The sequence below is a fragment of the Alistipes senegalensis JC50 genome (assembly GCF_025145645.1).
Taxonomy (GTDB): Bacteria; Bacteroidota; Bacteroidia; order Bacteroidales; family Rikenellaceae; genus Alistipes; species Alistipes senegalensis.
The window spans coordinates 242,304-257,964 of record NZ_CP102252.1; the positions used below are offsets into that span (position 1 = coordinate 242,304).

Below are 15,661 nucleotides of genomic sequence, written 5' to 3' on the forward strand. Positions count from 1 at the left end.
GCTTCGCTTTTATTTTTCCGGCTCCGCGACGAGCTCCGCGGCCCGTGCCAATGCGGCGTGAATGTCGGGGCAAACATTCTCCCCGCCCAGCAGGGAGTAGATGCCCGAGCGTTCGAGCGCCGCGCGGACATCGTCCTTGACGCCCGAGAGCACTACCGTAATCTTGCTCCGGTGGGACATCTCGCAGAGCGTCGTGAGGTTGTGGATACCCGTGGAGTCGATGAACGGCACCTTGCGCATGCGGATGATCCGCACCCGGGGACGGTCGCCGATCTGGGCCATCAGCTCCTCGAAACGGGTGGCGATGCCGAAGAAATAGGGACCGTTGATTTCGTAGACCTCCACGCCCTTGGGCACCGCGAGGGGCTCTTCGTGCAGGTGCATGTCGAGGCCGGCCGAGGGGTCGATCTCATCGCGGATCACCGAGATCTCGGTGGTCTCCATCACACGCTTCATAAAGAGCACGCAGGCGATCAGCAAGCCCACCTCGATGGCGATCGTCAGGTCGAAGACCACCGTCAGGAAGAAGGTCAGCAAGAGCACCGCGACATCCGAGCGGGGATTGCGCAGCAGGGCCCGGAAGGTCCGCCAGCCGCTCATGTTGTAGGCCACGACGGCCAGCACGCCCGCCAGGCAGGCCATCGGAATATACTGCGCCAGAGGCATGAACAACAGCAGGATCAGCAACAGCACGACGGCATGGACGATGCCCGCGACGGGCGTGCGGCCGCCGTTGTTGATGTTGGTCATCGTGCGGGCGATGGCGCCCGTGGCCGGGATGCCGCCGAAGAGCGGCGTCAGCAGGTTGGCGGCGCCCTGCGCGATGAGCTCGGTGTTGGAGTCGTGGCGGTCGTCGATCACGCCGTCGGCCACCGTCGCCGACAGAAGCGATTCGATGGCGCCCAGGATGGCGATGGTGACGGCCACGGGGAAGAGGTTGCGGATCGCCTCCCAGTCGATGGCCGGAAGGGCGGCGGCAGGCAGTTCGGCATGGATGGTGAAGCGGTCGCCGATGGTGTCGATGCCCTCGATCCCGGCATAGGTGCGCAGGAGCCACACGGCGAGGGTCATCACCACGATCGCCACGAGCGACCCGGGAATGCGGCGCATGACGCGCGGCGTGAGGGCGATCAACAGGATGCTCGCAACGCTCACCGCCACCTCCCAGCCGTTCACCGAACCGAAATGGCGGAAATAGAGCATCCACTTCCCGGCGAAATCGCCCGGAACGGCCTCACCCCCGAAGTCGAGCCCGAGGAGGTCGGCGACCTGCGTGGTGAAGATCGTCACGGCGATACCGCTCGTGAAGCCCACGATGATCGGATAGGGGATGAACTTGATGACCGTGCCCAGCCGGCAAAGCCCCATGACCAGCAACAGAACGCCGCCCATGAGCGTAGCGACGAGCAATCCCGCTTCGCCGTATTGCTGGACGATGCCGTAGACGATGATGATGAAGGCGCCCGTGGGGCCTCCGATCTGCACGCGGCTGCCGCCCAGCAACGAGACGACGAATCCGGCGATAACGGCGGTGATGATGCCCTTTTCGGGCGACACGCCCGAGGCGATGCCGAAGGCGATGGCCAACGGCAGGGCGACGATGCCGACAATGACGCCGGCCATCAGATCGCGCAGGAAATCCGCGCGGGAATAGTTCTTCAGCGTATCGAAGAGCTTGGGTCTGAATGACATGACTTTCATTTGCAACGGGTAATTTTCAATGAAGCCGCAAAATTAAGCAAAAAAGGCGAGAAGTAAAAATCGAAACCCGACACGGGATATTTTTAATTTATAATTCCTAATTCTTAATTTATTTTCTACCTTTGCACCCGATATTTCAAAGGGGTGCCTTACTGTCAGGCTGAGATTATACCCATTGAACCGGAGACGGGTAATGCCGAGACCGGGACGAAGCGTAATCAACAACTCATACCCCTTTTCAGTCTATTAACTCAAAAAGTTTAACGATGAAAAGGATTTTTCTGTTTCTTGCGGCTGCCGCGCTCTGCCCGGCCGCACAACTGCACGCCGAAGCGAACTCCGAACAGAGCGGACGCGGAAATGCGGCTCCGAATGCCGACATGGCTCCGCAGCCCCGAAAAGCGGCCTCCGACGCCGACGACTCGGTGCGGATGTACCGTTTGCAGGAGGTCGAGGTGACCGCCACGCGCGCCACGCGGAACACGCCCGTGGCCTATTCGGACATTCAGCGCGAGGCCATCGCCCGCAACAGCTACGGATTCGACATTCCCTCGCTGATCGCCCTCACCCCCTCGGTCGTGGCGACGAACGAGACCGGCATCGGCATCGGCGGCACGGCCATCCGCCTGCGCGGAACCGACGCCACGCGCATCAACGTCACCATCAACGGCGTCTCGATGAACAACCCCGACTCGCACTCGATGTACTGGTACGACACCCCCGACCTGATTTCGTCGGTGGGCACCGTGCAGGTGCAGCGCGGCGCGGGCATCTCGACCAACGGCACGGGAGCGTTCGGAGGCGCGATCACGATGTCAACCGACGCCCTGCAAACCGAATTCGGAGGCGACGCATCGCTCTCCTACGGTTCGTACAACACCAACAAGCAGGCCGTGCACCTCTCGTCGGGCCTGCTGGGCGGCCACTGGACCCTCGACGCACGGCTGACGCACATCGGGTCGGAGGGCTACATCGACCGCGGAGCCACGGACCTCAAATCCTACATGTTCCAGGCGGGATACTACAACGGCAACACGATGCTCAAGCTGATTTCGTTCGGCGGCAAGGCCAAGACCGGCCTCACCTACACCGGAGTAACGAAGGAGGAGATGCGTCTCAACGGCCGGCGGTTCCAGACCGAGGGCATGTACTACACCTCGAACGGTCCTCACTCCTATTATTATATGAAGGACGACAAGGTGGAGCGCGCCACAGTCGGCTATTACGACGACCAGACGGACAACTACCTGCAAATCAATAACCAACTGGTGCTCTCCCACCGTTTCAACGAAAAGTGGACCCTCAACGCCACGGGATTCTACACCTACGGCTACGGCTTCTACAAGCAGTATAAGGACGGGCGCACGCTCTCCGAATACCTCAATATCCCGACCGACGTTGCCGCCGGAAAAGAAGCCGATCTGATCCGCGAGAAGATCATGCGCAACCACCTCGGAGGTCTGAACGCCTCGGCGGCCTACTCGGTGCGCAACCTCGACCTCGCCTTCGGCGGTTCGTACAGCTACTACTCCTGCCCCCACTGGGGTACGCTCGACTGGGTGGACGGACTGGAAAGCAGCCAGATCGGCGGCCGCTGGTACGATAACGACGTAGACAAGCACGACGCCAACCTCTTCGCCCGCGCGTCGTGGACCGTAGCCCGGGGGCTGCGCCTTTTCGGCGACCTCCAGTACCGCTATGTCAGCTATCAGGCATGGGGCGTCAACGACAACTTCGTTTCGGAGGAGGTCGGCATGCAGCCCATCGACGTGGACAAACAGTATCACTTCTTCAATCCCCGTGCGGGCGTAAGCTACACGCTCGCCGAGCGCAACAACTTCTACTTCTCGTTCGCCGTGGCCCAGAAGGAGCCCACGCGCGACGACTTCACCAACCGCTACATGTTCGCCGAAGCCAACACCTACCCTTCGTCGGAGAAGCTCTATGACTGGGAGCTGGGCTACCAGTACACGGCACCGCGCCTCTCGCTGGGTGTGAATTTCTACTACATGAAGTATAAGGACCAGCTGGTGCCCACGGGACGCATCAACGACGGTTACGACGCGCTGAACGACAACGTTCCGGACAGCTACCGCCGGGGTGTGGAACTGTCGGCCTCGTGGCGTGCAACGGGATGGTTCACCGTGGGAGCCAACGCCACCTTTTCACAGAACCGCATCGAAAACTACACGCACCGGGTGGTGGATTACGGTCTCACGGGCGACGTGGCCGGGTATTACGGCTACCACACCGTCGAGATGGGAACCACGCGGCTCTCCTACTCGCCCAAGACCATCGCCGCGCTGTTCCTGGATTTCCACCACAAGGGCTTCGAAGCCGTATTCCACACGCAGTATGTGTCCAAGCAGTATTTCACCAACTACGAGAATCCGAATATGATGCTCGACGCCTATTGCGTGACCAACCTCAACCTCGCCTACACATTCCGCACCCGCTCGGCGCGCAGCGTACGGCTGGGACTGATGGTCAACAACCTCTTCAACACCGAGTACGAGAGCAACGGCTACGGATGGTCGGAAGCCTATGAAGGCACGCAGACCGATCACGCTTTCTACTTCCCCCAGGCTCCGCTGAACGTGCTGGCGAACGTGACGGTGAAATTCTGACGAATTTCACAATTAAAAATGAAAAATTAAGAATTAAAAATTGGACTGGAAACTCATCCTGCAAATCGCAGGGGTCCTGCTGGGATTGCTCTACCTCTGGCTCGAATACCGCGCCGACATCCGGCTGTGGATCGTGGGCCTCGTGATGCCCGTGGTGCACGGCACGCTCTACTTCAAGGCGGGGCTCTACGCCGACTGCTCGATGCAGGTATACTACGTGCTGGCGGGGCTGTACGGCTGGGCCGTATGGCACCGCACCCGGCACACGACCCCGGAAACGCCGAAAAAGGCCCCTGCGGCTATCGTCCACACGCCCCTCAGGCAGGTTCCGGGGCTCGTGGGGGTCTACCTCGCGGCACACGCGGCCATCTACCTGTTGCTCGTGCACTTCACCAACAGCACCGTGCCCTTCTGGGACGCCGCGACCACGGCTGCGAGCATCGTGGCGATGTGGATGCTCTCGCGGCGGCAGGTCGAGCAATGGCTCGTATGGCTGGCCGTGGATGTCGTGACGGCAGGGCTCTATCTGTATAAGGAGATTCCGCTTACCGCAGGGTTGTACGCCCTCTACTCGGCGCTGGCCGTCGCGGGTTACCTCCGCTGGCGGAGGCAGGCCGCCCTGCCCGCGTAAGACGCTGGTTTTAGGGGCGATGGCATGTCGGAACACTCTCCGACCTCATCTGCGCCCGCCTAAGAAGCAGGATTTAGAAATCCAAAAACACAAGAAACACGGGAGTTCGTCCCGTGTTTCTGCGTTATTCGGGCAGACCGTGTTCCTCGATATAGCGCAAAATCTCCTCGCGGCGGGCCCGGGGCGTGACGCTCTGCCGCAGGACCAGCAGGTAGGAGTTGCGAATCTGCTCGCGGATGAAGGCGTCGGGCAGGTCGCCCGCGGTGCCGATGCCGTTCCAATGCACCTTGTTGAAATGGAACGCCGGATTCACCTCCTCATACTGCTCGCGCAGCGCGATCGCCTCGTCGGGGTCGCACTTCACGGCGATCCACTCGAAAGTCTCCATATCGGCGCAGGCATACATCTTGCCGCCGATCTTGTAGACCAGCGTCGTTTCGTCGAAAGGGGTCGTCTCCTCGGTCAGCGGCAGCGACAGACAGTAGTCGCGGAAACTCAGAACATCCATAACAAGCTATTTTGTGCGAATATAGCGATTTTTTTGGCACACGGATTGCGTTCCTTCAGAAGTAAAACCAAAATCAAGGTAAAAAATGAAAAAAATTCTCCTCTGTGTCCCCCTGCTGGCCCTGTTCGCCGCAGGTCTGATCGGCTGCTCGCAGCAACGCCAATGGAATCACGAACAGCGCAAAGCCATGCGCGAAGCGCTGCGAAGCTACCGCCAGATGGTTTATCTCGACGACCTGACCGACGCCGAATTCGTATTGTTCACCGACGACGTGGCCGGTCAGCTCGAAAACAGCTATCCCGTCTATGTGGAATTCGTCGAGATGCAGGGCGTGGACGACACGGTCGATATGGTCGTCGTATCGACCATCGTCGATGAACTCGACGCCGACGCCCACAACATGCGCCACATCTATCCGTACAGGGCCCTCGTCGCGCAAGGCGTGCTTCCGGCGGGTCTGGACCACTCCCAGCAAAAGGCTTTCTACACGTGCTTCGCCGGGAAGGTCAACGCGGCCTACGCCACGACGGAGCAGTTCTTCAACGCCATTCTGGCCGACACGACCGACCAGTCGCAAATCCGTCAAATGGAAAGCCAGTGCGCCAACGACCTTTTCAGCTGGGTGGTGACCGAGGTGGACATCACCGAAACGGTCCCTGCCGCCCCGGCAGCAGCTCCGGCCCAAAAGAAATAATCCGCATAAGACGCGGATTTTAGGGGCGGCGGTTGCTTCAGGACGCTCTCCATCCAGTCCTGCGCTTCCGATCCGCATAACGCCATAACATGAGGTACCCTCCCATGTTATGGCGTTATGATGTTATATCCATACCACAGTCGAAGCGGAAATAAGCTCCTGATCTGCAAAATGCCACAGCAGCCGCTAAATCCCAGCTCTTAGCCGGGCGTCATTCCGAGCGAACGAAGTGAGCGCGGGAATCCGATGAATGCGCCGTAAGGGTTCGACTTCTATTCAGATTGCCGCGTCGCTGCGCTCCTCGCAATGACAGATAGCGGAAGCGCAAACCTGGGCCGGAAACCAAATGGCAGACCGTCGCAGCTAAATCCCGACTTTTAGTCGGGTGTGTGCGCGCACACTTGCGATTTCAGAAAATTATGCGTAGATTTGCGGTAGAAATTCCAAACCCGCTGCCGAATCATGGCTGACAACGAAAATACGACGGTCCGCATCGTCGATATCGCCCGCATGGCGGGGGTGTCGGTAGCCACCGTTGACCGCGTGATCCACAACCGGGGCAAGGTCTCGGAGGAGAACCTCGCACGCATCAACGAAGTGCTGCGCGAGGTGAACTACCGCCCCAACCTGATCGCCCGTTCGCTGGCCTCCGGCCGCCAGTACACGCTGGCCGTGGTCATGCCCCGCTTCGCGCAGGGCGAATACTGGGCCGACTTCGACGCCGGGATCGTCCGCGCCGAGGCCGAGGCCCGGCGTTACAACATTTTGGTCCGCAAATTCTTCTTCGACCAGTACGACCGCGCATCGTTCGAAAAACTGCTTGCAGAACTCCGCGACGAAGCGTTCAACGGCGCGGTGATCGCCACGCTCTTCGCCGAGATGGTCACTCCCTTCGCACGGGAGCTCGACAAACGCGGCATTCCCTACGTCTTCGTCGATTCGAACATCCCGGAGTGCAACCAGCTGGCCTACTTCGGCACGTCGTCGTTCGACGCCGGGGTCGTCGCCGCAAGGCTGCTGTCCGACCGCCTCGACCCGGGCTCCGACATCGTCGTGGGCAACATCATCCACCGAGGCGACGGAGGTTCGAACCAATGCCGCAGCCGCGAGGAGGGTTTCCGCAGCTACCTCCGGGAGAAAGGGTTCCGGGGACAGCTCCACTACGCCGCGCTGAGGCTCGACGACGAGGGCTACAACCGCGAAGTGCTCGACGAGCTGTTCCTCAGACATCCCGCCATTGCCGGCGCCGTAACCTTCAACTCGACGTGCTACATCCTGGCGGGCTATCTCGCGGCACGCCGCCGCACGGACGTTCGGCTGGTGGCCTACGACGTAATCCGCCGCAACGGGCAGATGCTCGGCGCGGGTGTGGTGACGGCGCTCATCGCCCAGCGCCCCGAGGCGCAGGGCTACCGCGGAGTGATGGCCCTGTGCGAATGGCTGGTCGAAAGACGCCGCCCCGAAACGACGGTCAACCACATGCCGATCGACATCCTGCTGAAAGAGAACATTCAATACTATAAAAACAACCTTATCTGAAAACCATGAAAAATCTGTTTGACATCCGTGGCCGCGTCGTCGTCGTGACGGGCGGGGCCGGCATCCTGGGCCGCTCGATCTGCGAATACCTCGCCGAACAAGGGGCGAAAGTCGTCGTTCTCGACCGCGACGAGCAGTCGGGCGAAGCATTGGCGGCTTCGATCCGCGAAAAAGGCGGCGAGGCGCTGTTCCTCGTGACCGACGTACTGAACCGCGAAGTGCTCGTAACGAACCGCGAGGCGATTCTTGCGAAATACGGCCAGATCGACATCCTCCTGAACGCCGCCGGCGGCAACATGGGCGGTGCGACGATCGCTCCCGACAAGTCGTTCCTCGATCTGGAGATCGACGCCTTCAAGAAAGTCGTGGACCTCAACCTTTTCGGCACGGTGCTCCCGACGACGGTATTCGGCGAGGCCATGACGGCCCGCAAGAAGGGCGTGATCGTCAACTTCTGCTCCGAATCGGCCCTGCGTCCGCTGACGCGCGTGGTGGGCTACGGCGCCGCGAAGGCCGCCATCGGCAACTACACGAAATACATGGCAGCCGAACTGGCCATGAAGTTCAGCCCCGAAATGCGCGTCAACGCCATCGTCCCGGGCTTCCTGCTGACGAACCAGAACCGCACGCTGCTCACCAACCCCGACGGTTCGTACACCGACCGTGCGCGGACGATCATCGCCCACACCCCCGCAGGCCGTTTCGCCGAACCCGAAGAACTGCTGGGCACGATCCACTACCTGATCAGCGACGCTTCGTCGTTCGTGACGGGCGCCCTGGCAGTCGTTGACGGCGGTTTCGACGCTTTCTCGATATAACCCGCCAGTATATTGGGCGACGTCATTCCGAGCGAACGGCAGTGAGCGTGGGAATCCGATGGAGACGTTGTGAGGTTACGATTTCCGATCAGATTGCCACGGCATCTGCGATGCCTCGCAATGACGGAAAAGGCGCAGATGAGGATGGAGAGCGTCCCGACATCCCGTCGCGCCCTAAAACCCGGCTCTTAGCCGGGCCTCGCAATGACGGGAAAAGCGCGAACGAGGATAGAGAGTTTTTGGTACTTTTTGCGGAAAAAAGTACTGGTGAAATTGAATTTGAAAATTAAAAAACACATTCTGTCATGTATCTATGTAAGCAATCCTGGCGGTGGTACGGTCCCAACGACCCCGTATCGCTGGCAGATATTCGTCAGGCAGGGGCCACCGACATCGTGACCGCCCTGCACCATATCCCCAACGGCGAAGTATGGACCGTCGAGGAGATCCAAAAACGCCAGCAGACGGTCGCCGACGCGGGCCTCACATGGTCGGTCGTCGAGAGCGTCCCCGTCCACGAGCACATCAAGACCCGCACGGGCGATTTCCAACGCTACATCGAGAACTACAAGCAGTCGATCCGCAACCTCGCGGCCTGCGGCATCAAGGTCATCACCTACAACTTCATGCCCGTGCTGGACTGGACGCGCACGAACCTCGCCTACGAACTGCCCGACGGGTCGCGCGCCCTGCGGTTCGAGCGTGCGGCGTTCCTGGCCTTCGACCTCCACATCCTCAAACGCCCCGGCGCCGAGAAGGAGTACACCGAGGCTGAGCGCGCCATCGCCAAGGCCCGTTTCGAAAAGATGGACGCCGCGGAGATCGAGCTCATCACCCGCAACATGATCGCCGGTCTGCCCGGCTCGGAGGAGAGCTTCACGCTGGAGCAGTTCCAGCAGGAGCTGGACCGCTACAAGGGTGTCGATGCGGAGACCCTGCGCGGCAACCTGATCGCATTCCTCAAGGAGGTGGCCCCCGTCGCCGACGAGGCGGGCGCCGTGCTGGCCATCCACCCCGACGATCCCCCCTACCCGATCCTCGGCCTGCCGCGCATCCTCTCCACGGAATCCGATTTCGAGAAACTGGTCGCAGCGGTTCCCAACGCATCGAACGGTTTGTGCCTCTGCACGGGATCGTTCGGCGTGTCGGCGAAGAACGACCTGCCGGGAATGATGCTCCGTCAGGGCGACCGGGTGAATTTCGTGCACCTGCGCTCGACGCAGCGCGACGCCGAAGGCAACTTCTACGAAGCCAACCACCTCGAAGGCGACGTGCCGATGTACGACGTGATGAAAGCCCTGCTGGAGATTCAGCAGCGCCGCCGCATTTCGATCCCGATGCGTCCCGACCACGGGCACCAGATGATCGACGACCTGAAAAAGAGGACCAATCCGGGTTATTCGTGTCTGGGCCGCCTGCGCGGACTGGCCGAACTGCGCGGACTGGAGCTGGGCATCGCCAAATCACTCTACCCCGACCCCGCCTAAGAGGCAGGATTCAGGGGGGGGGCGACGAAGTTTCGGATGATTACCTATCCGCTCCGGCCCCCCCCCTCGATCGAAGTAATTATAGCAACGCCGGGAACAGGAACAATCTCTGTTCTCGGCGTTGCTATGCTATATTTCCGGGAATGGGCCCTATCCGCAAGTTTCCCCGAGGGTAGCCCTCTCATAAAACTCGCGCCCCACGACGATCCGGACGGCCTGATGGAGCACCGAAAATTCCAGGGGCGTATGTCCCAGCGGCTCGCCGTCGATCTCCACCGACACCTCGGGCGAAGACTCGATGCGGATGCGGCTGCCGCGCTCCTGCAAGATGTGGCGGATGCGGTAGATGCCCCCGTTGAAGAGGTAGTGGAAGCGGAACAGCAGGTGCCAGAAATGCACCGGGCGGATCAGCGAAAGGTCCAGCATGCCGTCGTCGGCGACCGCCTCGGGCAGCTGCTGGATGCCGCCGCCGTTGAACTTGCAGATGCCGACGGCCGCCGACAACAGCAGATTGTTGTAGACCAGCCGGTCATCGACCCAGACCTTGACGCCCGTGGATTTGTAGCGGAAGAAACTCCTCACCAGACACCACGTATAACGCCAGCGGCTCTTGTGCCCCTTCTTTTTCAGGTGCGAGAGCTTGCGCACGACGTGGGCGTCGAATCCGGCCCCGGCGACATTGGCCATGTAGCGGCTCTGGCGGTAGTGCGCCTCCTCGTAGGAGACCACCCCGACATCCTGCAGGAACGAATACCCCTCGCTGATGGCCTTCGCGGCATCCTGATAGCGGTTCGAGATGCCGAACGTGCGGACCCAGTCGTTGCCCGTGCCCACGGCCACCACGGCCAGCAGCACGTCGCTGGGACACACCTCCTGCTGGATGAACAGCCCGTTCACCACCTCGTGCAGCGTGCCGTCGCCGCCCACGACGATGATGCGGCGGTAGCCCTCGCGCACGGCCCACACGGTGAGTTCCGTAGCGTGGAACTTGTGCTCCGTGAAGACCGGTTCGCAGAGGATGTGCGCGTCGCGCAGATGCTTCGAGATCTGCGGAAAGTGGTCGAGCCCGCGGCCGCCTCCGGCCACGGGGTTGACGATGACGAACCAGGTTTCGGGATTGGCTGCCACGCTGCGCTTATTTTTCGGGAATGTTGCGCAGCGTGTCCACCAGGAAGTCGTAGAACTTGCCGACCGAAGCGATCTCCACCTTCTCGTCGGGCGAGTGGGGGTAACAGATCGTCGGACCGAACGAGATCATGTCCATCTTGGGGTATTTGCTGCCGATGATGCCGCACTCCAGTCCGGCGTGGATGGCCGTCACGGCGGGTTTCTTGCCGTAAAGCGCCTCGTAGGAGGCCGTCATGGCCTTCAGGATCGGCGACTCCATATCGGGGTTCCAGCCGTCGTAGGAGCCCGTGAGCTCGGTCTTGGCCCCGGCCAGCGCGAAGACGGCGGCGATGGCCTCGCCCAGCGCCTCTTTCTCCGTGCCCACCGAACTGCGCAGCAGGCACTGGAGCTTCACGGTCTTGCCGTCCGAGACCACGCGCGCGAGGTTCGTCGAGGTCTGCACCAGTCCGGGCATCGCCATCGACATCCTCTGCACCCCGTCGGGGCAGGCGACCACGGCCTTGATCAGATTCGCGGAAACCTCCTTCGGAAGCATCTCGGCGGGTTTCTCGACCTCTTTGACCTTGACCGACACGGCATCCTCGATGCCGGCATACTCCGCCTTGACGACCTTTTCATAGGCTTTCAGCGCCTTGACGAGCCCGTCGTACTCCTTGGTACGGACCAGCACCACGGCCTCGGCCTCGCGCGGAATGGCGTTCCGGAGGCCGCCGCCGTCCACCGACGCCAGCAGCACGTCGCACGGCGCAGCGTTCAGGAAGCGGAACAACACCTTGTTGGCGTTGGCGCGCTGGCAGATGATCTGGATGCCCGAGTGGCCGCCCTTGAGCCCCTTGACGGAGATTTTCGCCGCCGTGTAATTGCGGGCGGGCGTCGGCTCGGCCTTATACTTAAAGGCAATGTTGGAGTCGAGACCTCCGGCGCAGCCCACGTAGAGCTCGCCTTCCTCCTCGGAATCGAGGTTCAGCAGGATGTCGCCTTTGAGAAGCCCTTTTTTCAGTCCGAAAGCGCCGTCCATGCCGGTCTCCTCGGTGGCCGTGAAGAGCGCCTCCAGCGGGCCGTGCTTCAACGTCTTGTCCTCCAGCACCGCGAGGATCGCCGCCGCGCCGATGCCGTTGTCGGCGCCCAACGTCGTGCCGTCGGCCGTCACCCACTCGCCATCGACATAGGCGTCGATGGGGTCCTTCGTGAAGTCGAACTGCTTGTCGTTGTTCTTCTGCGGCACCATGTCGAGGTGCGCCTGTAAGATCACGCCCTTGCGGTTCTCCATGCCTTTCGAGGCGGGTTTCGAGACATAGACGTTGTGCGCCGAATCCTCCTTGCATTCGAGGCCCTGCGCGCGGGCGAAATCGAGGATGTATTTGCGGATCTTCTCCTCGTGGTGCGAGGGACGCGGAATGCGGACGATCTCCGCGAAATGTTTCCAGACGAGCGCCGGTTTCAGCGCAGCCAAATTCTTGTCCATAACGTAATTTTTAATTTTTATCGTTCAATTTTTCACAAATTTGCCTTAAATCCTTATCACGTCTCCATCCGGTTCTGCGCCTTCCCCGTCATTGCGAGGCATCGCAGCCGCCGTGGCAATCTGAGCGAAAGTCGTGACCTCACAACGCTTCCATCGGATTCCCACGCTCACTCACGTTCGCTCGGAATGACATGCCCCTCACCCGTCACCTTGTCGAACGCATCGACGATGTATTTCACCAGCGGGTGCCGCACGATGTCGCGTTTGTCGAACTCCACGATGCCGATGCCCGGAACGCTGCGCAGGATCTCCATCGTGCGCACCAGTCCGCTGTCGCTCCGGCGGGGCAGGTCGATCTGCGTCACGTCGCCCGTGACGATGAACCGCGCATTGCGGCCCATGCGCGTGAGAAACATCTTGATCTGCGACAGCGTGGTGTTCTGCGCCTCGTCGAGGATGACGAAGGCATTGTCCAGCGTACGGCCGCGCATGTAGGCCAGCGGCGCGATCTGCACGGTGCTGTCCTCCAGGAATTTCTGGAGCTTCGCGGGCGGGATCATGTCGTTCAGCGCGTCGTACAAAGGTTGCAGGTAGGGATCGAGCTTCTCCTTCATGTCGCCGGGCAGGAATCCCAGCTTCTCGCCCGCCTCGACGGCCGGGCGCGTGAGGATGATGCGCCGCACCTGCCGCTCCTTCAGGGCGCGGACGGCCAGCGCAATGGCCGTGTAGGTCTTGCCCGAACCGGCGGGCCCCACGGCGAACAGCAGGTCGTTCTTGTCGTAGAGTTTGACGAGCCGCTGTTGATTGACGGTCCGGGCGCGGACGATGTTGCCGTTGTTGCCGTAGACGATCACGTCCTTATCGACCGGAGCGTCGTCCGGCACGATGCCGCCCGAGAAACACTGGTCGATGACCTGCGACGAGATGTGCCCGTATTTGAGGTAATAGGCCACCAGCGAATCCATGCGTTTGGCGAAACGCTGCGTCTCGGCCTCGGAGCCGAGGACCTTGAGCGACGAGCCGCGGGCCACGATCTTCAACGCGGGATAGAGCGATTTGATCTGTTCGAGGTAGGCGTTCTGCGCCCCGTACAGCTCGCGGGGATCGACGCCTTCGATGAGAATTTCCTTTCCGACAGTTTCCGTCATAAATCAGAATAGATAGCCGAAGCTGAGCGCAACATTATAGGTACGGAGTTTATCGAGCTGGCTCCCGTCGGGCAGCACCACCTCGTGCTTCGAGCGGAACTGGCCGTTGTAACGCAAATCGATCAGCAGGTGGCGCATCAGCACCACCCCGGCCCCGACCGTGTAGGAGAGCGTCGGACGGACGCGCCCGAAGAAGTCCTGCAAATCGCCGCCCGACTTCTGCTTGCAGTCGTTCATCACCGTGAAGACCGGACCGGCATAGATGCGCACGGGATTCAGCAGGCGGAACGACGCCAGCACCGGCACGTCGATCGAATTGGATTTGAGGTTGATCTCCTTGCCGCCCTCGGGACGGATGCGGAGCCCCTGTCGGACGTAGAGTATCTGCGGCTCGACGGCGAAAGCCCCGAGATTGACGGCCGTGACGATACCGGCCTGCCAGCCCAGTTTGTTCTTGACATCGGTCTTGTCCATATTGGTCGTGTAATCGGGGATGTTGATACCCCCGACGACGCCCCACTCCACCCGGGTGCGGGGCCGCTGTGCGGCGGCGCTCAGCACGGCGGCCGCAAACAAAACGCTCAGCAGAATTTTTCGGGTCATAAGTAATTTTTAATTCTCAATTTTTAATTCTCAATTTGAAGGAGGCCCAGAGCATGTAGCCGATGCAGGCTGCGACGAACAGCATCCCCGCATGCGGATTGCCCGAGAGGCGGATGATCGCGCCGCAGACGGGTCCCGAGACGGCTCCGGCAGCGATGGCCATAATCATCAGCCCGGCCACCTCGTTGGCCTTTCCGGGCACGGCCTTGGTGGCCACGGCGTAGAACGTGGCGAAGACGCACGCCATGCCGAAGCCCAGCAGACCGACGGCGGCATAGATTGCCGCCTCGTTGCGCACGAACAGCAGCGCCGCGCACAGCGCCAGCGCCCCGGCCATGTTCCAGGAGAGGTATTTCACGTCGGAGACACGCACCAGCACCCAGGCGCCGACGATCGTACCGACGATGCGGCAGGCGTAGAATCCCGTGGTGGTGAGGATCGACGAGGGGTTGTCGATCAGCCGCACCGAGAGGAACCCGATGCCCACGTCGGCGGCGATGAAGCAGGCCACGCCGAGCGTCGAGAGCAGCACGGCGCGGTTTTTCAACAGCCGGAAGCAGTCGGCCAGCGACGCCGAGCGTCCCGTCTGCACGGGTTCCGGCACCGAGGTCAGTTGCAGCCAGACGCCGCCCGCGACAGTCAGTCCGGCGTAGATCGGCAGCAGAAGCCGCCACGAACCCGTCAGGGCGACCAGCCCGGTGACGATCGGGGCCAGCAGCAGGAGCGAGGTGTTGCGGAATATCTGCCCGACGGTCAGGTAACTGGTCATCCGCTCGCCGGGAACGATGGTCGCCAACAACGGGTTGACGGCCACCTGAATCGCCGTGTTGCCGATGCCCAGCAGGCCGAAACCCGCGAAATACCACCCCAGGGCGCAGTCGGCGCCCGCGGCGAAGGGCACCATCAGCCCCGCGATCGTGAAGCCGTAGCCGATGAGCGCCGTGGCCTTGCGCCCCCAGCGGTTCATCAGCGCGGCGACCGGGGTCGAGAGCACCAGGAACCAAAGGAAAACCATCGTCGGCAGGAAGCTCACGGCAGCCTGCCGGTCGGCCGGGAACTCGGCGGCGATGCGGCCCGTGATCGGCGCCACCATGTCGCAGAACCCCATGATGAAAAAGCCCGCAAGCACGGGACCGAGCAACTTTCTATCGACTTTGTCTACGCTCATCCGAGACGGAATTTCGGGTTTCAAATTTTTCAAAGTTACGTTTTTTTCCTTAAAAAACGCTTTCGGGACACCGATTATTTCCCGATTGCGTATCTTTGCAGCCGGCAATGAACAAAAAACGTGCAAGATACGCCCCGTCCGCAC

Annotated in this window: 13 protein-coding genes; 6 read left to right on the forward strand and 7 right to left on the reverse strand. The window is 61.2% G+C overall.

Annotated elements, in window-relative coordinates:
* Window positions 1–9: 9 nt before the first annotated feature.
* Window positions 10–1,701 (reverse strand): SulP family inorganic anion transporter, encoded by a 1,692-nt coding sequence (locus NQ519_RS00925; protein ID WP_019149946.1) that lies wholly within the window; start codon window positions 1,699–1,701, stop codon window positions 10–12.
* A gap of 266 nt (window positions 1,702–1,967) precedes the next feature.
* On the opposite strand from NQ519_RS00925, the gene NQ519_RS00930 reads away from it, so the two are divergent.
* Window positions 1,968–4,328, forward strand: coding sequence for a TonB-dependent receptor (locus tag NQ519_RS00930; protein WP_019149945.1), 2,361 nt, complete (start codon window positions 1,968–1,970; stop codon window positions 4,326–4,328).
* A gap of 40 nt (window positions 4,329–4,368) precedes the next feature.
* Window positions 4,369–4,959, forward strand: coding sequence for a nicotinamide riboside transporter PnuC (pnuC, locus tag NQ519_RS00935; protein WP_019149944.1), 591 nt, complete (start codon window positions 4,369–4,371; stop codon window positions 4,957–4,959).
* A gap of 124 nt (window positions 4,960–5,083) precedes the next feature.
* On the opposite strand, the gene NQ519_RS00940 is transcribed toward pnuC, so the two are convergent.
* Window positions 5,084–5,467, reverse strand: coding sequence for an MmcQ/YjbR family DNA-binding protein (locus NQ519_RS00940; protein ID WP_019149943.1), 384 nt, complete (start codon window positions 5,465–5,467; stop codon window positions 5,084–5,086).
* A gap of 85 nt (window positions 5,468–5,552) precedes the next feature.
* Between NQ519_RS00940 and NQ519_RS00945 the strand changes: the two genes are divergently transcribed.
* The 4 genes from NQ519_RS00945 to uxuA all read left to right on the forward strand — a co-directional run bounded on the left by NQ519_RS00945 (window position 5,553) and on the right by uxuA (window position 10,005).
* Window positions 5,553–6,161, forward strand: coding sequence for a hypothetical protein (locus tag NQ519_RS00945; RefSeq protein WP_019149942.1), 609 nt, complete (start codon window positions 5,553–5,555; stop codon window positions 6,159–6,161).
* 462 nt (window positions 6,162–6,623) lie between these two features.
* Entirely contained in the window at window positions 6,624–7,700 is a 1,077-nt protein-coding gene (locus NQ519_RS00950; protein ID WP_019149941.1) for a LacI family DNA-binding transcriptional regulator, read from the forward strand.
* 5 nt (window positions 7,701–7,705) lie between these two features.
* Window positions 7,706–8,518 carry an SDR family oxidoreductase gene (locus NQ519_RS00955; RefSeq protein WP_019149940.1) on the forward strand — a complete coding sequence of 271 codons (813 nt, stop codon included), beginning with the start codon at window positions 7,706–7,708 and terminating at the stop codon, window positions 8,516–8,518.
* A 305-nt stretch (window positions 8,519–8,823) separates the two neighbouring features.
* Window positions 8,824–10,005 (forward strand): mannonate dehydratase, encoded by a 1,182-nt coding sequence (gene uxuA / locus NQ519_RS00960; protein ID WP_019149939.1) that lies wholly within the window; start codon window positions 8,824–8,826, stop codon window positions 10,003–10,005.
* Between the two features lie 150 nt (window positions 10,006–10,155).
* Here the strand turns inward: uxuA and NQ519_RS00965 are convergent, their stop codons facing one another.
* The 5 genes from NQ519_RS00965 to NQ519_RS00985 form a co-directional block, all read right to left on the reverse strand.
* A complete protein-coding gene (locus tag NQ519_RS00965) occupies window positions 10,156–11,133 on the reverse strand; it encodes a diacylglycerol/lipid kinase family protein (protein ID WP_019149938.1) in 978 nt (325 codons plus the stop codon).
* A 7-nt stretch (window positions 11,134–11,140) separates the two neighbouring features.
* Entirely contained in the window at window positions 11,141–12,598 is a 1,458-nt protein-coding gene (locus tag NQ519_RS00970) for an aminoacyl-histidine dipeptidase (RefSeq protein WP_019149937.1), read from the reverse strand.
* Window positions 12,599–12,765: 167 nt separating this feature from the next.
* Window positions 12,766–13,746, reverse strand: coding sequence for a PhoH family protein (locus tag NQ519_RS00975; protein ID WP_019149936.1), 981 nt, complete (start codon window positions 13,744–13,746; stop codon window positions 12,766–12,768).
* A gap of 3 nt (window positions 13,747–13,749) precedes the next feature.
* On the reverse strand, window positions 13,750–14,349 hold the full coding sequence (locus NQ519_RS00980) for a porin family protein (protein WP_019149935.1): 600 nt from the start codon (window positions 14,347–14,349) through the stop codon (window positions 13,750–13,752).
* A 16-nt stretch (window positions 14,350–14,365) separates the two neighbouring features.
* Complete coding sequence (locus NQ519_RS00985) at window positions 14,366–15,517, reverse strand: MFS transporter (protein WP_019149934.1); 1,152 nt, start codon at window positions 15,515–15,517, stop codon at window positions 14,366–14,368.
* Window positions 15,518–15,661 lie beyond the last annotated feature (144 nt).